Annotated in this window: 17 protein-coding genes; 9 read left to right on the forward strand and 8 right to left on the reverse strand. The window is 45.0% G+C overall.

What is annotated here, in order from left to right; translation table 11 throughout:
• Positions 1–2: 2 nt before the first annotated feature.
• From Q4592_RS10505 to Q4592_RS10530, 6 genes are read right to left on the reverse strand one after another with little or no spacing between them, the layout of a single operon-like run.
• Complete coding sequence (locus Q4592_RS10505) at positions 3–1592, reverse strand: BatD family protein (protein WP_303512629.1); 1590 nt, start codon at positions 1590–1592, stop codon at positions 3–5.
• Complete coding sequence (locus tag Q4592_RS10510) at positions 1593–3320, reverse strand: VWA domain-containing protein (RefSeq protein WP_303512633.1); 1728 nt, start codon at positions 3318–3320, stop codon at positions 1593–1595.
• The gene (locus Q4592_RS10515) at positions 3320–4327 is read right to left on the reverse strand and encodes a VWA domain-containing protein (protein ID WP_303512636.1); all 1008 of its coding nucleotides are present in this window, start codon (positions 4325–4327) and stop codon (positions 3320–3322) included. Before Q4592_RS10515 ends, Q4592_RS10510 begins: the two co-directional genes overlap by 1 nt.
• The gene (locus Q4592_RS10520; protein WP_303512639.1) at positions 4320–4847 is read right to left on the reverse strand and encodes a DUF4381 domain-containing protein; all 528 of its coding nucleotides are present in this window, start codon (positions 4845–4847) and stop codon (positions 4320–4322) included. The genes Q4592_RS10515 and Q4592_RS10520 overlap by 8 nt, the downstream gene beginning before the upstream one ends.
• Complete coding sequence (locus Q4592_RS10525) at positions 4840–5754, reverse strand: DUF58 domain-containing protein (protein WP_303512641.1); 915 nt, start codon at positions 5752–5754, stop codon at positions 4840–4842. Before Q4592_RS10525 ends, Q4592_RS10520 begins: the two co-directional genes overlap by 8 nt.
• Positions 5754–6710 (reverse strand): MoxR family ATPase, encoded by a 957-nt coding sequence (locus Q4592_RS10530; protein WP_137675020.1) that lies wholly within the window; start codon positions 6708–6710, stop codon positions 5754–5756. The genes Q4592_RS10525 and Q4592_RS10530 overlap by 1 nt, the downstream gene beginning before the upstream one ends.
• Before the next feature lie 179 nt (positions 6711–6889).
• On the opposite strand from Q4592_RS10530, the gene fadI reads away from it, so the two are divergent.
• Both fadI and fadJ read left to right on the forward strand, forming a co-directional pair.
• Positions 6890–8200 (forward strand): acetyl-CoA C-acyltransferase FadI, encoded by a 1311-nt coding sequence (gene fadI, locus Q4592_RS10535; RefSeq protein ID WP_137675019.1) that lies wholly within the window; start codon positions 6890–6892, stop codon positions 8198–8200.
• Entirely contained in the window at positions 8200–10323 is a 2124-nt protein-coding gene (gene fadJ / locus Q4592_RS10540) for a fatty acid oxidation complex subunit alpha FadJ (protein WP_303512649.1), read from the forward strand. The genes fadI and fadJ overlap by 1 nt, the downstream gene beginning before the upstream one ends.
• 304 nt (positions 10324–10627) lie before the next feature.
• Here the strand turns inward: fadJ and Q4592_RS10545 are convergent, their stop codons facing one another.
• Positions 10628–13417, reverse strand: a complete 2790-nt coding sequence (locus tag Q4592_RS10545; protein WP_303512651.1) for an insulinase family protein — start codon at positions 13415–13417, stop codon at positions 10628–10630.
• A gap of 157 nt (positions 13418–13574) precedes the next feature.
• Between Q4592_RS10545 and sixA the strand changes: the two genes are divergently transcribed.
• Together sixA and Q4592_RS10555 are read left to right on the forward strand one after the other, a co-directional pair.
• Positions 13575–14042, forward strand: coding sequence for a phosphohistidine phosphatase SixA (sixA, locus tag Q4592_RS10550; RefSeq protein ID WP_303512654.1), 468 nt, complete (start codon positions 13575–13577; stop codon positions 14040–14042).
• Between the two features lie 181 nt (positions 14043–14223).
• Positions 14224–14433, forward strand: a complete 210-nt coding sequence (locus tag Q4592_RS10555) for a DUF1107 domain-containing protein (protein WP_137675015.1) — start codon at positions 14224–14226, stop codon at positions 14431–14433.
• A 46-nt stretch (positions 14434–14479) separates the two neighbouring features.
• Here the strand turns inward: Q4592_RS10555 and smrB are convergent, their stop codons facing one another.
• Positions 14480–15004 (reverse strand): endonuclease SmrB, encoded by a 525-nt coding sequence (gene smrB, locus Q4592_RS10560; protein WP_303512659.1) that lies wholly within the window; start codon positions 15002–15004, stop codon positions 14480–14482.
• A gap of 62 nt (positions 15005–15066) precedes the next feature.
• Between smrB and prmB the strand changes: the two genes are divergently transcribed.
• The 5 genes from prmB (at position 15067) to Q4592_RS10585 (ending at position 19098) form a co-directional block, all read left to right on the forward strand.
• Entirely contained in the window at positions 15067–15990 is a 924-nt protein-coding gene (gene prmB, locus Q4592_RS10565; RefSeq protein ID WP_137675013.1) for a 50S ribosomal protein L3 N(5)-glutamine methyltransferase, read from the forward strand.
• 11 nt (positions 15991–16001) lie between these two features.
• Positions 16002–17090 carry a chorismate synthase gene (gene aroC / locus Q4592_RS10570; RefSeq protein ID WP_303512664.1) on the forward strand — a complete coding sequence of 363 codons (1089 nt, stop codon included), beginning with the start codon at positions 16002–16004 and terminating at the stop codon, positions 17088–17090.
• Positions 17091–17169: 79 nt separating this feature from the next.
• Positions 17170–17682, forward strand: coding sequence for an elongation factor P hydroxylase (locus Q4592_RS10575; protein WP_303512666.1), 513 nt, complete (start codon positions 17170–17172; stop codon positions 17680–17682).
• Positions 17679–18854 carry an ATP-NAD kinase family protein gene (locus Q4592_RS10580; RefSeq protein WP_303512667.1) on the forward strand — a complete coding sequence of 392 codons (1176 nt, stop codon included), beginning with the start codon at positions 17679–17681 and terminating at the stop codon, positions 18852–18854. Before Q4592_RS10575 ends, Q4592_RS10580 begins: the two co-directional genes overlap by 4 nt.
• A gap of 22 nt (positions 18855–18876) precedes the next feature.
• Positions 18877–19098, forward strand: a complete 222-nt coding sequence (locus Q4592_RS10585) for a hypothetical protein (RefSeq protein ID WP_137675009.1) — start codon at positions 18877–18879, stop codon at positions 19096–19098.
• Positions 19099–19126 lie beyond the last annotated feature (28 nt).

The following is a 19126-nucleotide window of genomic DNA, read 5'->3' on the forward strand; positions in this document are numbered from 1 at the left end:
GCTTATGGATTGAGCGAGGATAGCGCTGGTTGTTCTTGCTCTTTTATTTTTGCCAACGTGCTTTTTAGTGCAGCGCAACGCTGATAAAAATCTACTAAATTAAGCCTCTGCTCTTGTTCTCCACCCCAATTAGACTTACTAAGAATCCGTAGTAGTGCAGCAAACTCTTTTGAAGGAGCTTGTTGAGCTAACCATTTTTGCAGCGCTTGTTCAGCTTGTTGGCTTTGTTGCTGTTTACAGGCATCAGCAAATTGTTGCCAGTTATCATCAACCACGGGGGGAAAATCAGTGTTTACCGGTGAATCAACAGCAGTTTTTTGCTTTTGCATACGGGTGAAAATAAAGATTAATAGCGCAAGAGTGATTAACCACGCTATTGCAAAAAACCATGTCCATAGGGAAGTCGCAGGCTCTGTTACGGTAATGGCTTGCGCAGCTAGGTTTGTTTGAATCGGCGCTAATTGTTGGTTAACAGGCGCAGGCACTACAGTGATAGTGCGCTCTGCAACTTTCGCTAAAGCTTGTTCATCTTTGCCTAAATCCCACCATGCCAATGACCAGCCGGGTAGGGTGATTTCACCAGGGTTTACCGGAATAAGCGCTACATTCAAGCTGCGTTGAGCGAAAACAATACCGTCTTTTACAATGGTACGGTCTTGATAGGCTTCAGGGTAAACGCGAAAGTCATCACCGTAGTCGAGTGTGATGTCGGGCAATTGGTCTTCGGTAATGCCTGCCACAGTTAAGTTGATAATACGGGTAAAGGCTTGGCCTTGTTCGTAGTCACTTTGCAGGGGTTGTACTTCTTCGTATAGCAGCAAATCAGTAGAGGGTAGCCAAGTGCCTGGGAAATCTGCTGGTGGGGCTTTTACTTCTAATGACAAAGTTTGCGCGGCAATGTCTACCGGGCGGGCTCGGCGATTAATGTCGTTAGCCAGTCCACTCAAACGTGGGCCTCTTACTTCAAACTGACCGGCTTTTTCTGGCGTAATCAACCATTGTCGAATTAGCGTGCGATAGCGTTTACCGTCTATTACCTCTAAATCTTGTTTATCGTCACCCAGCTTTTCTATTTTTGCACCTAACATGCTTGGCGCAATAATGTTGGCTTGATCGAGGCTATTAGCGACCCAAATTTTGGCGGTAAAGCGCACTGGCTGACCAATGTAAACTTCAGCGTTGTCTAAGCTTACTTCCATTCGAACCTGATCTTTACTCGGTTCAATGGCTTCTATTACTTTGGCTTGAAGCTGAATAGGAATAGTTTGCTGGCCACCAATGTTAAAGGAAGGGATAAGATAGGTCCCTTCGTCTCTCACCAATAAGGTGGTTGTCCAACGAGTTTGAGTAGACGATACGCCGTTAATGCTGGAGTGCTGGCGACTAGTTGATGTACCGCCCACTACAAATTTTTGTCTTAACAGCACCGAGGAATCAAATTCGCTGGCTGGCAAGGTATCGTTAGCCACAATTTCCAAGGTAAAGGCTTGGTTAACCGCGACTGGATTTTGGCTTACCGTAGCGGTAACTTCGGTGGTGGCGTAGCTATTTAGGCTAAGTAAAAGAATAAACAATAGGCTGAGCGCTTTCACTTACCAATTCTCCTGATTGCTGGCTTGACGGCGACGTTTTTGATACTCGAGATACATTTTATTTCGCAACAGTAAGCTCGGGTCGTTGGGCAAGTTTTCTAGCCACTGCTGTAATTCGTCTTGATTGAGATCTTCTGGCGATCCTGCTTGAGCCGCTTGTTGCTGTTCGGCATCTTCTTGGGACTCACTAGGTTCTTCGGCTTGAGCTTGCTGTTGTTCATCTTCGCCTGCTTGCTGCTCCGACTCTTGCTCACTCGCCTGTTGTTCTTCTGACTCTGGCGGAGATTGCTCACCTTCACCTTGCTCGGATTGCTGTTCCTGCTGGTCGTTAGATTCTTGTTGCTCAGAATCATCTGATGATTGTTGAGATTGTTGCTGCTGGTTTTGCTGTTGCTCCAACAGTTGTTCTATTACTGATTTATTGTGCGCTGCAGCTTCTAGCTCGGGGTTACGTTGTAGAGCTTGCTCGTAGGCAGAAATAGCTTCGTGGTACTTTTCTAACTGGCTTAAGGCATTTCCTTGATTGTACCAACCTTCAGCACTGTCATCTTGGGCAAAAAGTTGCTGAGCCTGTTGGTATTCGCCAGCTTTATAGTGTGCCGATGCTTGCCAGTTGGGATCGGTAAATAATTCAGCGGCGTCTTTAAATTGTTCTTGTTCAAAAGCCTGTTGAGCCTGCTGTGCTTGGTTTTTCCAAATGTCAGCGGCACTCGCGGGCTTTATAGAAATGAAGCTGGTTACCGTTAAGCAAACAATCAATAAATCGGCACGGCGAACGCTGTTTAGCAAAAGCAATAATATGAGGGGTAGTAAGAAGTAACCGACGTCTTTGCGTATTTGCCCTTGTTGGGCACTTGTTTGCTCATTATCCGCTTTACGGCTGCGTAAAGAGGCCAGTTTTTCAATGTCGCTGTTATCGGCTGAAATGAGCTGACAAATACCGCCAGTTGATTGGCAGAGCGGCAAAAAGAACTCGGCTTGTAGCTTTGGAATAACTATGCTGCCGTACTGATCTTTAAGCATACTGCCGTCTTCAAGCGGAATTGGCGCGCCTTCTTCGGTGCCAAGGGCTAGCATCGAAAACCGTAAATTATTGTCTTGCAAGCTGGCGAGGCTTAAGTCCATTTGTTGTTGGTTGATGCCATCACCGATAACTATTACATCGCCTTTGGCATAACCCGCTTGTTTAATTAGCTGAGCGGCTTGTTCTATGGCTAGATTAAGCGCCGATCCATGAGCTGGCATTAACTCTGGTTTTAAATGCGGTACTAAGTTAGCCAGTGTATTGGTATCACTGCTTAAGGGGCTGAGTACAAATGCATCTCCGGCAAAGGCAATTAATGCTGTTTCACCATCGCGCCATTGTTTAAGTAAATCCAGCGCCTTGTATTTAGCCAGCTCTACGCGGTCGGGTTTTACATCGCGAGCACGCATAGAGTAAGACATGTCCATGATTAAAACGCGGGCGCTTCCTTCGCGGTACAGGGGCACATTATCACTGACAATGCTGGGCCCACTTAAAGCCAATAGAATTAATGCAAACAAGGCTGCAAGCGGCCATTGTGAGTGCTTGTGTTGTTTGGGCGTACTCACTAAATACTTGGCAATGTTCGGGCTGAGCAATTGGCTCCAAGCAGATTGTTCTCGGCGATGCTTTTTAAACAATAGCAGCAGTAATAGCGGGCTCAGCAATAACCACTCGGGACGCAATAAACTGATATCTTGCACTATTGAACCTCCTTTGTAGCGCTGAATCGCTGGCTAATGAGCGGAGCTGCCAGGCTAATTAACAACACTAAAGCCGCTAGAGCCAGTGGCCAATAATACAGTTCATATTGCGGGCGATAGTATTGCTCTGCTTCAGAGATAGGGTTGAGTGCGTTAATTTCTTCATAAATCTGGGCTAGCTCATCGGTGCTGCGCGCCCGATAATACTGGCCGCCAGTCATATCCGCGATTTTTTGCAGCGACTCCTCGTCTAAATCATGTGAAGGATTGACTTTGCGAGTACCAAACAAAGTTTGTTGCAACAGCTCATCAGCGCCAACCCCAATGGTGTAAATCACGACTTGGTTTTTTGCTGCCATCTCGGCCGCTTGCATTGGGTCTACTGTGCCAGAGGTGTTTTGCCCGTCGGTAAGCAAAATGAGTATGCGCTGCTCGGCAGGGTGGTTCATTAATTGTTTGATGCCAAGGCCAATGCCTTCGCCAATCGCTGTTCTGTCACCCACCAAACCATGCACTAATTCATCCACCTGAATTAACAAGGAGTCCATGTCAAAACTTAAAGGTGAAGAGAGGTAGGCGTGGTCGGCAAACAATATCATGCCTACGCGATCACCTCGGCGTTGCTCAATAAACCCTTTGAGTAATACTTTTAAGGCGGTTAAACGATCTACGGCTTCGTCATTAAGTTGCATGTCTTTAATTTGCATACTGCCCGACATATCAACGGATAACAGTAAGTCACGCCCTTGCTCGTTAATGCCTTGCACTTGGTCGTCGAGCCAAACAGGGCGAGCAAACGCCACTAAACAAAGTAGCCAAACTAGCCATTTCAAGCCTTGTTTTAAGGGGCTGTTGGTTTTTTCCAAAACGGCTTGTTGTTGGGTAAAGGGTAAGCTGGTATTAAGCAGTTGCTCGCTTTGTTGTTCTTGCTGGGATCCACTAAAACGCTCTACTAACCAAAGCAGCGGCAGGGCAACAAATACATAAGGCCAAATAAACTCAAACATGCCGGCCTCCTGTTTTTGATGTTGTTGAGTTTGGAGTGTGAAGGCCAAATAGTGAAGCCGCGGTGAGTGGTGGGCGTAACTGTTTGATCCACTTTTTGCACAGTTTGGCTATATCTTCATCTAATGCGGGCGCATCGGCGGCATAGAGTTGTTGCTGCCATTGGCTTTGTAATTCAACGAACGCATTTTGTTTCCCGCTGTAAGTGCTGTCTAAAAAGCTGAGCCAAGCCTTGCCACTCAAAGAGGCGACTTGTTGGCGCGGGTAATAACTTAAGGCTAAGCGCTTCATTAGCTGATTGGTGTCGGCTAAGTTCATTGGCTGTTGTTTTAGTGCTTTTAGGGCTTCTTGGCGCGGCTTACACAGCTGTTGGTAACGCCAAGCAGCAAATAGGCTTAGTGCTAGTAACAATACTAATGCTACCGCGAGCACCCACCAACCTACAGCGGGTAAGGCTGTTTCAAAGTTACTGGGTAAAATAATGTCTTTTAACTGGGCTAAGGGGTTTGATTGCTCAGGCATAGTCCTGCCACTCGAAAGCTGTGGAAAAATGTTGATGAGGAATGCGAGCTTGTTGGAGCATGACATCTATGGATTGCTGACGCTGTTTCGCTAAGCGCATAAATTGCTGGCGAAACGTTTTGTTGTCGGGTTGCAAATAGCCTTCTTGCTTGCCATTACTTACTTGCAGCTGCTGAGCACTAGAGGCGCGAGGTAGCTGTTGCTCTAAGGGGTCGCTTATTTGCCAAGCAAATACTTGATTGTGGCTAGATAAGCGCTGTAAGTGCAATGCAGAGGCTTTATCAAAATGATAGAAATCACTGATTAAATGTACCTGATAACCGGTTTTTACTAGTTGGCACAAGGTTTCTAAGCTAGCGTTTGGCGAGCTTTGAATGATTTGGCTACTGTTTAAAGCTGAAAACTGTTGGTTATGTTGCTCAACAATGGTTTGTAACTGGGCTAACCAATGGGTTCTGCTCGCTGCTGGTTTTTCGTTATGGCTATGCTCACCTAGATGAAGCATTAACGCGACCCGTTCGCCAAGCTGCTGGGCATTCCAACCTAAACAAGCGGCCAGCTCACTGGCAAACACCGATTTTAGCTTCTCGCCACTGCCAAAATACATGGAGTGAGATAAGTCGAGAAAGATAAATACCGGGTGCTCTCGGTCTTCTCTAAACAGCTTGGTATGAGTTTTACCTGTGCGCGCAGTGACTCGCCAATCAATACAGCGAATGTCGTCACCGGGTTGGTAATGGCGCACTTCATCAAACTCCATGCCGCGACCACGTACTTTACTTAAACGATTGCCATGGCGACTGCTAGATACATTGCGCCAAGGCGGCATTTGCAAATGAATGGCGCGCGCTTCAATAAGCTGCTCTATATCTACACTAACTGGCGACTGCCGCGTAATGGTATCCATTAGGCAAATGCAACCAACTCAATTAAGCGCTGAATAACCGCGTCGGCTTGAATACCTTTTGCTTGGGCTTGGTAGCTAAGTAGCAAGCGGTGGCGCAATACCGGGTAGGCGAGTTGCTGAATATCTTCTGGGCTAACAAAGTCTCTGCCTTCTAACCAAGCTTTTGCGCGAGCGGCACGGGCCAAAGAAATACTGGCTCGTGGGCTGGCACCAAACTCTAACCATTGGCTAAACTCATCGGTATAGCGCTCAGGCTCACGAGTGGCAACGACTAGATCAACAATGTATTGATTAAGCTGCGGCGCAATATGTACTTCCATAATGGCGCGGCGCAAGGCAAATAATTTTTGTTGGGTGAGCGGCTCTGGCTGGCGTAAGTGCACTTGCTTGGCTTCACGCTCAGTGAGTTCTAAAATCTTTAATTCATTTTCGGCATCAGGGTAGTTCAAACACAGTTTAAACATGAAACGGTCAAGCTGGGCTTCAGGTAAAGGGTAAGTCCCTTCTTGTTCAATCGGGTTTTGGGTTGCCATTACCATGAACAGCTTAGGCAGTGCATAACTGCTGCTACCCACGGTGATTTGCTGCTCAGCCATGGCTTCTAACAAGGCCGATTGAACCTTAGCGGGGGCTCGGTTAATTTCATCAGCCAATACCAAGTTATGAAAGATAGGCCCTTTTTGGAAACTGAAACTGGCCGTTTCTGGGTGGAATACATCGGTACCGGTTAAATCTGCTGGCAGTAAGTCGGGCGTAAACTGGACTCGATGAAAGTCACCTTCTATACATTCTGATAGCGCTTTAACTGCGCGGGTTTTTGCTAAACCTGGAGGGCCTTCTACAAGTATGTGCCCATCAGCTAACAAAGCGATAAGTAATTGATCAATAAATTCTGTTTGGCCAACAATGCTTTGATTAAGATAGTCTTTAATGGCCGATAAAGTGTTATTGCTCATTTTTTCCCTTGAATTGTTCATCGCTGGGGGATGATAAAACACTCTGGCGAATGGCTCAAAATTTTCCTTTAAATTTGACGGCTTAATTGCAGTTTTAATCACTTGTTTGAATTTTGTGAAGAAATGGTTAATATATAAAACATGAGGTCAGACCTCTTAACTGGTTAAGGATAATTTGAATGCACCACCAACAACAATCTTTACAAACCGCCAATGGCTCACGAATAGCAGTGGTAGCTGGCCTGCGTACTCCATTTGCTCGACAGTCTACCGCCTACCAAGATGTGCCTGCTGTAGATTTAGGCAAAATGGTAGTGAATGAGTTGATTAAGCGTGTCGACTTAGACGTTAAAGAGATTCAACAGTTAGTGTTTGGCCAAGTGGTGCAAATGCCAGCCGCGCCAAATATTGCCCGTGAAATTGTATTGGGCACGCCTATGGATCCATCAACCGACGCTTACAGTGTGTCTCGCGCCTGTGCAACGAGCTTTCAAGCTGCTGTAAACGTGGCCGAGTCTATTATGGCGGGAACCATTGATTGTGGTATTGCTGGTGGTGCAGATTCTTCCTCGGTACTGCCTATTGGGGTAAGCAAAAAGCTTGCTCGCAGCCTACTTGAGTTATCAAAAGCACGCACAGCAGGGCAGCGTTGGAATGTGATAAAGAAACTGCGGATTAAAGATTTGGCCCCAGTACCGCCAGCGGTCGCCGAGTATTCTACTGGCATCTCTATGGGCCAAACCGCCGAGCAAATGGCGAAAACCCATGGTATTAAACGTGCTGACCAAGATAAATTAGCCGCCCGTTCTCACCGCTTGGCTCATCAGGCATGGGAAGAAGGCAAGTTAGATGATGAAGTAATGACCGCTTACCCAGAACCTTATAAAGCATCTATTAGCCGCGATAACAATGTGCGTGGTGATTCAAGCGAAGAGAAATTAGCCAAGTTAAGACCGGTGTTTGATCGTAAACATGGCTCGGTAACCGCGGCAAATGCCACCCCACTTACTGACGGCGCCGCAGCGGTATTACTGATGCGCGAAGACAAAGCCAAAGAACAAGGCTTACCTATTTTAGGCTACATAAAAAGCTATGCCTTTGCGGGAATCGATGTATGGGAAGACATGTTAATGGGCCCTTCTCACGCCACGCCAATTGCGCTAGACCGAGCGGGCATCACCCTACAAGACTTAGACCTCATTGAAATGCATGAAGCCTTTGCTGCGCAAACTTTAGCTAATGTGAAAATGTTTGCCAGTGACGAGTTTGCTAAATCAATCGGTCGTGATAAAGCTTTGGGCGAGATTGATATGGAAAAATTTAACGTAATGGGCAGCTCTATTGCCTACGGCCACCCCTTTGCCGCAACCGGAGCACGAATGATTACACAAATGCTAAATGAATTACGCCGTCGTGGTGGTGGACTAGGTTTAACCACTGCCTGCGCGGCTGGTGGGTTAGGTGCGGCAATGGTTTTGGAGGTTGAATAATGGAACAGCAAACTTTTACCTTAACCACTGAAGATAATATTGCCCTGCTAAAAATTGATGTGCATGGCGAAACCATGAACACCTTAAAAGCTGAGTTTGGCCCAGAGCTCGACACTATTTTGGCGGACTTGGAGCAACAAACCCAACTTAGCGGTTTAGTGGTTTATAGCGGCAAAGCTGATTCATTTATCGCTGGTGCCGATATAGGTATGTTAGACAGCTGTGAAACAGCCGCCGATGCACAAAAACTGTCGCAAGATGGTCACAAAGTGTTTGCTCGCTTAAGTAAACTGCCTTTTCCGGTGATTGCCGCTATTCATGGTCCCTGTTTAGGTGGTGGGCTAGAAGTGGCGCTAGCCTGTGATTATCGCGTATGTAGTATTGATGATAAAACCAGCCTAGGTTTACCAGAGGTGCAACTAGGTTTGTTACCTGGTGGTGGCGGTACGCAGCGTTTACCTAAACTGGTTGGTGTGCAAAAAGCCTTAGAAATGATGCTCACTGGCAAGCAGCTTCGCCCTAAACAAGCGCTTAAAAGCGGCTTAGTTGATGAAATGGTGCCAAGCAGTGTGCTATTAGACGTCGCTAAAAAATATGCGGGCAAAGCCAAACGTAAACCAAAACCGACTTTAAACATTGTTTCTAAATTACTTGAGGGAAACCCTGTTGGCAGAAATGTGCTGTTTTCGCAGGTGACCAAACAAACCTTGGGCAAAACGCGTGGTAACTATCCTGCGCCCATAGAAATTATTGCGTGTGTTAAAGCGGGTATTGAGAAGAGCTCGGCAGCAGCTTATGAAGAGGAAGCCAAGCGCTTTGCTGGCTTAGTTAAAAGCTCAGAGTCAGCAGCCTTACGCGGTTTGTTTTTTGCTTCAAATGAGCTTAAAAAAGAAAGCTTGTTTGAAGGCGTTAAGCCACAAAAAATTAGCCAGGTTGCAGTATTAGGTGGTGGCTTGATGGGGGCGGGCATAGCCTTTGTATCTGCCACTAAAGCCAAAGCGCAAGTGCGTATTAAAGACATTAGCGAAAAGGGTGTGCTAGGTGGGCTTAATTATGCTTATAAGTTGTTAGATAAAAAGCGTAAGCGCCGTTTTATTACCAACGCTCAACTGCAACAGCAAATTAACAATATTACTGGTGGTACCGATTTTGTGGGTATGCAGAATACTCAAATTGCTATAGAAGCGGTGTTTGAAGATCTATCGCTGAAGCAGCAAATGGTTTCTGATATTGAAAGCAATTGTAATCCGCAGACTATTTTTGCTAGTAATACTTCCTCGTTACCTATTGCCCAAATTGCTGCGAAGGCAGAGCGCCCTGAGCAGGTGATTGGTTTACATTACTTTAGTCCGGTAGAAAAAATGCCTTTGGCTGAGATTATTCCGCACGCTGGCACTAATGAACAAACCATTGCTGATACTGTGCAGTTTGCCCGCAAACAGGGTAAAACGGCGATTGTGGTTAAAGACGGGGCGGGTTTTTATGTGAACCGTATTTTGGCGCCATACATGAATGAAGCAGCTATGTTGTTGTTAGAAGGGCAGAGCATAGAACACTTGGATAAAACCTTACTTGATTATGGCTTCCCAGTTGGGCCAATGACCTTGCTTGATGAAGTGGGGATTGATGTTGGGTCTAAAATTGCGCCTATTTTGGAAGCTGAACTAGGTGAGCGTTTTAAAGCACCGGAAGCCTTTGACAAGTTAATTGCCGATAAACGTTTAGGCAAGAAAAATGGTCGCGGCTTTTACCTCTACGGTAAAGGTAAAAAAGCCAAAGCCAAGCAAGTGGATGAGAAAGTCTACGCAGTACTCGGTATTAAGCCAAAGAGCGCTATTGATGGCGCTAAAATTTCAAAACGCTGTGTGTATATGATGCTTAATGAAGCTGCTCGATGCTTGGATGAGGGCGTTATTCGTAGTGCCCGTGACGGCGATTTAGGCGCTATTTTTGGTATCGGTTTTCCGCCATTCTTAGGTGGGCCATTCCGTGCAATGGACAGTATTGGGATTGCCAACTTAGTGAAAGAGTTGCAAGCCTTAGAAAGTAGCCATGGAGAGCGTTTTAAACCTTGTGAAGCTTTAGTGGCAATGGCGGATACAGGTGAAAGCTACTACAGCTAATTTGTAAATCTTCGATGACAAACCCAAGACAATTTTGTTTGTCTTGGGTTAAGATTCTTTGACAGTGTTCTGCTAAAATCACCAGCCATTTCTGTTGTAGAGCGAGTTGTATGTTTTTCGTTTTATTATTGTCGGTTTGTTTTGGCTTGTTCTTCTATATCGAAGCCATTAAATTCTCGTTACCACGATGGCGCTGGACTATCGCTGGCTTTTTGTTTGGCCCGCTGTGTATGCCACTTCTTTGGACTCACCAAAAACTTAACGTAAAGCGAAGCCAAGGTTTCAATGAGTCACGCTTGAAGGCTTAGTTGTAACTGTATAACTTTGATTGTTGCTGAAACTCTGCTCTGCTTGTTACATTGCGACCCGTTTCCAAATGATGGGTATTCAGCGGCGCTTGGTCTAAGTCTTCATCACCATGGTTATACACCACTACACGGTCTCGCTGCTTACTCTTCAAACTCATCATAAATCGCACTAAGTCATGACGCTCTAGTTTATCTATGCACGCGGCAGCGCGTTGGCGTTGATTAAAGTCTGCATCTTTATTGCCAATACTTACCCAAAAGCGTTGAGCTCGGGTGCGCATATTACTCTCGCGTTCTAGTATTTGGGCAATTAAACCTTGTTTGCTCTGTTGCCACTGCGCATCACTTAGCTCAAACATCAGTACTGGGAACTCATTCAAAAAGTCGTTAATAGCATCCAATAGGGTTTGCGGTTGCCCGTGAGGCGACTGCACATAAAAAATAATCCCAGGATGGCGATTCAAGGGTAAGTTACCGGTGCCCACAATGTAGCCCAGCTGTTGCTTGGTACGTAACTCATTGAAAAAATTCGAGGTCATAATGTGATTAGTAAGCGTAAACAAAGCAATGCTCTCGGGGCTTAAATCTCTGCTTTGATAATAAATCATTAACGCTGAGTCACTTTGCTGGCATTCCACTTCATAGAGCAGAGTGCCTTGTTCTCGAATACTAATAAGCTTGCGTGGGGTTTCTTTAGACGGACTGGTATTAGGCGATATTTCTTGTTGAATAAACTCGCCTAATTCTACTATTTTTTGTTCAGGCCAGTTGCCATAGGCCAGCATCTCAACATGGATGTTCTGATAAAGCTTACTCACAAAGTCGGGCAGATCTTCCAGTTGCACATCGTCTAAAGCGGCTAACAACTCTGATGGTGGAGGATTATTAGGTTGCAGCAAAGACGTTAACTCGCTGAACAGTTGTGAAATAGGTTTAACCTGCATCTGGTTTTGCCAATGTTTAGCTAGTTGCTGCTTGATGATGCCAAAGCGTTTCCGCTCAAAATGGCCAAACAAGCGGTTATTCATGATCATTTTGAGCAGCAAAATTTGTTTATCACTAAAGCCCGATAAATGCAGGGTGTAGCCGCCTTGGTGAGCGTAAAGTTGATAAGACATTCCAGCAATTTCTGCTTGGTAAGTCATCTCACTTAAATGGTCTAACATCAGCTCTACCATTAGGCGAGTGCAGACAATATTACGCACCGAGGCAACCGCATAGGCGGAATCAACCGATACATATAAATGGCCTTTTGGCACTTTAAACTCGGGCTCGTTGGTAAACCATAAACGAAAGCCGGGCTTATCAAACAACATTTTAGGCACCACTTCTTGGTCAACTGTATCTACCAAAGGAGAAGCATTAAACGATAAAAAGGGGTTGCTAGCAGGCAGGTGTAGGCTTTCTATTTCTGCTGGTTGTTGCCAACGGGCTAGGCGCTCTGCTTCGATGGCTTTGACCGAGTATGGGGTGTGATACCACTTCGCAATTTTGTCACCTTTTACCTGCGGGGAGACTAAATTAATCCGCATTTTTTCAGGTAAAAGCTGCTTTAAACACTGGGCGATAAGTACTTGATCATATTGCTCCATGGCGTAATCGCCATAGATAACATCTTCTGCAGGATAGTGCTGTAGGTTTATGGCTAAGTGCGAGACTAGGTCAATGGCACGTGACTTTTCTTGGTATAAAAAAGCCCGCTCAAATACTTGCTGTTTCTCACTGTAGCGCCAAGCTTGTAGCCCTTGTTCGCGGATTAGCTTTATATAGCTAAAAGTGGCATCAATTATCGGATCTATACAGTGTAAACCTTCATCGGTTAATGAATAGCTGATGCAAAAATCTTTAAAGTTACTGCCGTTTACCCCACCGCCAGCAGCCATTGAATTAACCAAGCCCGCATGCCGTAATAAAGCCACTAAACTACCGGGACCTTCATAGCCAAGAATGTGGGCGATATAAGTTAAGGGCTTTTGTTTATACAGAGAATCCATGTCACCAAAGCCGAAAGATAAGGTGAGTTTTTTGAGTTCTTTAACCGGTTGGATATGGGTTTCTATGGCTAAATGTTCTGGCAAATATAAAGGTGCTAATTGGGGGCGAGACACTGTCACTTTGGGTACCGCTTTAAACAGCGCAATAACATGGCTCTCTATGTCATCTAGCGATTGTGGGCTTAATACGGCTAGCGTCATTAAATCAGCAGAATAGTGCTGTTGGTAAAAGGCAATTAAATCGTCACGAATGGTTTGGTCTTTGTTGTCACTTAGCGTATCTAAACTACCCACGGAAAACTGGCTGAAAGGGTGGGCAGAGTTAACGGTTTCTTTATGTACCTGATAAATTCGACGCACGTCGTCTTTAAGTTTTAGCTTATATTCGGAATCAACCGCTTGGCGTTCTCTTTCTACTAGCTCGGGGTTAAAGCAAGGGCAGATAAAAAACTGACTAAAGCGATCTAGGGCTTCATCAAACCAATCGTTTTCGATATCAAAATAGTAATTAGTATGTTCAGTACCTGTCCACGCGTTATTGCTGCCGCCATGACGCGTAATAAAACTTTGGTATTCGCCGGCAGAAGGGTAAGAATCAGTACCTAAAAACAACATGTGCTCTAAAAAGTGAGCCAGCCCTTCACGGCCTTCTGGGTCATGAAAATGTCCAATATTTACCGCCAACGATGCCGCTGACTTTTGTGCGGTTTCATCTTGGACTAACAATACTTTGAGACCATTGTCTAATGTAATGTTTCGGTAATGTTTTGGATCATTGGGGCTGGTATGCAAGGCAAATATCCTTGATTAGGGCGATACTATGATTATCAGTCGCTTGCGATGGTCTTGCAAACTCTGATGGATGTTTTGTGGCATATCAATTAAATTAGCTGCCAAAATTAGTAAGCTTAAGTGCTTTGTACACCTTAATTATTAAAAGAGCCCCCTTATGCAAGTATTTATCATGCGCCATGGTGAAGCCGAAATGTTTGCCGCCAGCGATAGTGAGCGAGCATTAAATCAGTCTGGCTTAAACGAAGTAGGCAAAATGGGCGGATACTTAGCCAGCAAACTAAAGCAATTGGATTATGTACTGGTGAGCCCTTACTTACGTGCTCAGCAAACCTGGCACCGGTTAGCGAAAAGCTTGCCCGAAGCCGCACAAGTCATCGAGTTGAAAGAGCTCACTCCTTCCGGTGATGAAATGGCGGTTGTGGCTCTAATTAATGAGCTCGCGCTTGAGTCTCCCAACGGGAGCTTGCTGGTGGTCTCTCATTTACCCTTGGTCGGGTTTATTGTTGAAGGTTTAGTTGCTGACGCAGGTGCTCCGCTCTTTAGCACCGCAGCAGTGGCCGAAGTAAATGTGGCCGAAGAAAACAGTTTTATCTCTTTGCAACATCCAGTAACCTTAGCCTAAATTGGTGGGTTATACTAAGTATCTACTAGAAGCTGGTGTATTACGCTTTGTTGCATAGGTTCCCAGTTTTTTGTTCTTTTGAGATCTCCTTCGCGGTTCCATTAATTTACGCCGATTTTCTTAGAAATGGCGCAACTGTCCTTGTAGTATCGCTGTGTCATTACTGTAGTGGACACATCGAATGAAAATATTTTCGCGCTATTCTCCGGTAAAAATTGCTCGTTACGTTAAGGCGTTCTTTAAAGGACGTTTGTACATTGAAGGACGTGGAGCATACGAATTCAAAAATGGTAAACTCGAAACCCTACCAAAATACAAGACCACTAAACACCGGCAAACAGTGGCTGAAGTGAATCAACAAATTGATCAGTTCAAGAATAAAGCAGCGTAGCTAAAACGGCTTTTAAGCAATAAAAACCACTCTCAGGAGTGGTTTTTTAGTTTGGAGAGTTTATTAAAACCAGCAAGGCACTTGAGCCCCCATGCCCTTTGGGAGCTTGGTGAAAAGCAAGAACCTGAGGATGCTGAGCTAACCATTGTGGCACTTTGGTTTTTAGTATTTGTTGGCCATGACCGTGCATAATAGACGCAACATGATAGTGCTGTTGTTTACACTCTATAATTAAAGCTGCTATTTCTTGCTTAGCTTGTTTTTGAGTGAGTCCATGCAAATCGAGTAAAATCTCTGGGTCGTAATCACCGCGGCGAAGCTTTTTTAGCTCGTAGGGATCGCAGCTATCACTTTGCCAACGCATTGGCCCTTCGCTGGGCAATAAGGGGTGATACTCATCTGAAAAGAAGAATTGACTATTATTTAGCGCCGCTTGTTGTTGTTTTTCCCTTTGTTGGCTTTTTTGCTTGATTCGAGGGGGCTCAAGACTTATTTTATCTTGTTTTATCTGGCGAACGCCTTTGAGTGCTTCTTTGAAAGCAGCGAAATCTTCGTCAGTTGGTTTTTTCATCTTTATTATCAGTTGTGCCTGAAGCCATTTATTGGGTGATTGTACTTAATCTGGAGGCCAAATTGGAAAAGATATTTATCGAAGAAGCAATCGATGAGTTACATACGATACAAGATATGATCCGCTGGGCGGTGAGTCGATTTAATGCTTCAGGCGTTTTCTATGGTCATGGAACAGACAATGCGTGGGATGAGGCTGTACAGCTTGTTTTACCCAGCTTACATTTGCCCTTAGATGTTGATCCAGAAGTTAGGCATGCACGTTTAACTCGTCAAGAACGTAGTTTGTTGGTGGAGCTGGTGGTTAAACGCGTGCAAGAACGTTTACCGGTTGCCTATTTAACCAATAAAGCATGGTTTGCTGGCTTAGAGTTTTATGTAGACGAGCGCGTGTTAGTGCCGCGTTCTCCTTTTGCCGAGCTTATCGAAACGCAGTTTTCACCGTGGTTAACTCAAGAACCTACGCGAATCTTGGATTTATGCACTGGCAGTGGCTGTATAGCTATTGGTTGTGCTTATGCCTTCCCAGATGCAGAAGTTGACGCGGTTGATATTTCTGAAGATGCACTAGCCGTTGCCGAAATTAACATTCAAGGGCACGGTTTAGAGCAGCAGGTTACACCTATATTGTCTGATGGTTTAACAGCACTTAAAGGCCAAACTTATGATTTAATTGTAAGTAATCCGCCCTATGTTGATGCCGAAGATATGGGCAATTTACCCGATGAGTTTATGCACGAACCCGAGTTAGGTTTGGCCTCAGGCTCTGACGGTTTAGAGTTAACTAAAAAGATTTTGGCTGATGCAGCCGAGCACTTAAATCCGCAAGGCTTATTAATAGTAGAAATTGGTAATAGCCAAGTGCATATGCAACAGCAGTTCCCTGATGTGCCATTTACATGGATAGAGTTTACTAACGGTGGACATGGGGTATTTATTATTAGCCGTGAGCAGTTATTAGCTTGTGGCTCGCTATTTAAACAGTAAGGATAGAGTTGATGGCAGGAAACAGCATAGGCCAACTTTTTCGAGTGACCACCTTTGGTGAAAGCCATGGTGTGGCACTGGGTTGTATCATTGATGGTTGTCCTCCGGGATTAGAAATCACCGAAGAGATGATTCAAAAAGATTTGGATCGTCGTAGACCGGGCACCTCGCGTTATACCACTCAGCGTCGTGAACCAGACCAAGTGAAAATTTTAGCGGGTGTATTCGAGGGTAAAACTACCGGTACGTCAATTGGTTTAATGATTGAGAATACCGACCAGCGCTCTAAAGATTACTCTAACATTAAAGACATGTTCCGCCCTGGTCATGCTGACTATACCTATCATCAAAAGTACGGTACGCGTGATTATCGTGGCGGCGGCCGTTCTTCGGCGCGTGAAACCGCCATGCGGGTGGCGGCTGGTGTCATTGCTAAAGAGTACTTAAAGCAGCATCACGGTGTCGAGATCCACGGATACCTTAGTGAATTAGGTCCGGTTAAAGCTGAAACTGTCGATTTTGACCAGATAGAGCAAAATCCTTTCTTTTTCCCTGATGCAGGTAAGTTAGAAGAGCTTGATGAGTTTATGCGAGCGCTTAAGAAAGAAGGTGATTCAATTGGTGCGCGTTTAAGCATTGTGGCTAAGCAAGTACCTGTGGGTTTAGGTGAACCGGTATTTGACCGTTTAGACGCCGATATCGCCCATGCTTTAATGGGCATTAATGCGGTGAAAGCGGTTGAGATTGGTGATGGTTTTGCGGTGGTTAATCAACGTGGCAGTGAGCACCGAGATGAAATGACACCTGAAGGCTTTAGCTCCAATCACGCCGGCGGCGTACTTGGTGGTATTTCTTCTGGTCAAGATGTGGTTGCCCACATTGCATTAAAGCCAACGTCAAGTATTACAGTGCCAGGACAAACCATTGATAAATATGGAAAACCTGTTGAAGTGGTGACCAAAGGGCGTCACGATCCTTGTGTTGGAATTCGTGCAGTGCCTATCGCAGAAGCAATGTTAGCGATAGTGTTGATGGACCATTGCTTGCGTCAGCGCGGTCAAAATGGCGCAGTTAGCACTGAAACGCCCGTTCTACGTTAAAACACCATGCTAGATTAAAGCCCTTAAATGTTTGTGTTTAGGGGCTTTTTTTTAGCTTTTTTAATGGAATATACTGTTTATGTTTGATGATGTAGAGCAACTAATACTCTTGTTTAATCGCACTTTCACTGATTTTAATACGGTGTTAGTAGCAGGTGAGGACGAGCCTATTTATTTGCCTGCAAGCCAACATTTAGCGCAGCACCAAGTAATATTTGCCCATGGCTTTTTCGCTAGTGCATTACACGAAATTGCTCATTGGTGTATCGCTGGTGAAGGTCGTAGACAGCTTGAAGATTATGGTTATTGGTATAATGGTGATGGGAGAGACCAGAGCCAGCAATCAGAATTTGAGAAAGTTGAAGTTAAACCACAGGCTATTGAGTATGCTTTTGCGCTGGCAGCAAACAGGCCATTTCAAGTGAGTGTGGATAATTTGTCAGGCTTTCAAAGTGACAGGCATAGCTTTGCCCAAGCCGTTGAGTTGCAATATCAGCACTATCTTAAAATAGGTTTCCCTCCTAGAGCTGAGCAATTCATTGCCGCTTTAAGTCAACATACCTTGGTTCATGATTATGAGGAAGTGCTGTGATTAAGCTTGGTTTAATTATAAATCCGATTGCTGGGGTAGGCGGCAGTGTTGCTTTAAAAGGCTCAGATGGTGTGGTTGAGCAAGCCCTCGCGAGAGGGGCTGAGAGAAAAGCAAATCTTCGTGCAGAGCAAGCATTACAACAACTTACTCGTTTAACTGAACCTTTTGAAGTGTATACCGCTTCGGGAGAAATGGGCCAGCATCTCTGTGAGCAGCTGGGTTTAGCTTATCAAGTGGTTTATAGCGCGCCAGAGCCTACCAGCGCCGCAGATACCCAGCAAGCGGCTAAGGCTATTGCCAAGCTACAGGTTGATTTGTTGGTGTTTGCTGGTGGCGATGGTACGGCACGAGACGTATTGTTGGCGGTAGGTGAGCAAGTAAACTGTTTAGGCATTCCTGCGGGCTGTAAGATTCATTCCGGTGTGTATGGCGTTACACCTAAAGCTAGTGGCCTAGTCATTGAAAAACTGATTAAAGGTGAGATGCTCAGTTTAAAAAATGCTGATGTGATGGATATTGATGAGCAAGCATTTCGCCAGGGGCGGGTGCGTGCGAAGTGTTTTGGCGAAATGATGGTGCCCGATGAGCTGAGGTATGTACAAGCGGTTAAACAAGGCGGAATTGAATCAGAAGACTTGGTATTGCAAGACATTGCCGCTGAAGTGATTGAAATGTTGGCCGATGAGCAATTTATAGCCGGTTCTGGCTCCACTGTTGCAGCTATTATGCAGGAGTTATCACTGCCTAATACTCTTCTAGGAGTAGATTTGGTTAAAGATCACCAAATCGTCCAAGAGGATTTGACCGCAGCTGAGCTGATAAATAGAATAAGCCACGTAAAAACAAAGCTATTGATTACACCAATTGGTGGCCAAGGTCATTTATTTGGTCGAGGTAATCAGCAACTTAGCCCTGCGCTTATTCGCAAACTAGGTCGTGATAACATCGTAGTCGTAGCGACTAAAACTAAACTTAAATCTTTGCATGGACGCCCGTTGATAGTTGATACTGGCGATACAGAACTGGATAAAATTTTATCTGGAAGCATCAAGGTAATTACTGGTTACCGCGATTATATTATGTATCGAGTATCGAACCCTGAAAATGAGGTTACCGATGCTCAAAAATTATGTCACTCTGCTGCAGACTTATCTGAACAGTCACGACACTAATCTAAATGCTCCACCGAAAAACGTGGTTCAATACTTAAATGATCATTTAGGTGTTGTTGCAACTCAAACTGAGTTAAGCCATCGTCCAATGGTGCACTGCTTAAAATCTCAAATGCACATTGCTTTATTAGATGCGCATTTCGACGGTGAAACCGACGATACAATGCAGTCTCAAGTTGAAGCGTTATGGCGCAATGCAATTGCTTTTGCAGATAGCCAACGCCAAATTGCTGCTGTAGCGTAAGTTGCCATAGCGAAAAAAAGCAAAGCTT

It is taken from the genome of Agarivorans sp. 1_MG-2023 (genome assembly GCF_030548385.1).
GTDB lineage: Bacteria > Pseudomonadota > Gammaproteobacteria > Enterobacterales > Celerinatantimonadaceae > Agarivorans.

Bases quoted from the DNA above. Each gene is read 5' to 3' on its own strand.
- Q4592_RS10530 (WP_137675020.1), bottom strand. From the start codon at position 6,710: ATGAGCAATAACACTTTATCGGCCATTAAAGACTATCTTAATCAAAGC.
- smrB (WP_303512659.1), bottom strand. From the start codon at position 15,004: ATGAAAAAACCAACTGACGAAGATTTCGCTGCTTTCAAAGAAGCACTC.
- fadI (WP_137675019.1), top strand. From the start codon at position 6,890: ATGCACCACCAACAACAATCTTTACAAACCGCCAATGGCTCACGAATA.
- Q4592_RS10525 (WP_303512641.1), bottom strand. From the start codon at position 5,754: ATGGATACCATTACGCGGCAGTCGCCAGTTAGTGTAGATATAGAGCAG.
- Q4592_RS10520 (WP_303512639.1), bottom strand. From the start codon at position 4,847: ATGCCTGAGCAATCAAACCCCTTAGCCCAGTTAAAAGACATTATTTTA.
- fadJ (WP_303512649.1), top strand. From the start codon at position 8,200: ATGGAACAGCAAACTTTTACCTTAACCACTGAAGATAATATTGCCCTG.
- Q4592_RS10515 (WP_303512636.1), bottom strand. From the start codon at position 4,327: ATGTTTGAGTTTATTTGGCCTTATGTATTTGTTGCCCTGCCGCTGCTT.
- Q4592_RS10575 (WP_303512666.1), top strand. From the start codon at position 17,170: ATGTTTGATGATGTAGAGCAACTAATACTCTTGTTTAATCGCACTTTC.
- aroC (WP_303512664.1), top strand. From the start codon at position 16,002: ATGGCAGGAAACAGCATAGGCCAACTTTTTCGAGTGACCACCTTTGGT.
- sixA (WP_303512654.1), top strand. From the start codon at position 13,575: ATGCAAGTATTTATCATGCGCCATGGTGAAGCCGAAATGTTTGCCGCC.
- Q4592_RS10555 (WP_137675015.1), top strand. From the start codon at position 14,224: ATGAAAATATTTTCGCGCTATTCTCCGGTAAAAATTGCTCGTTACGTT.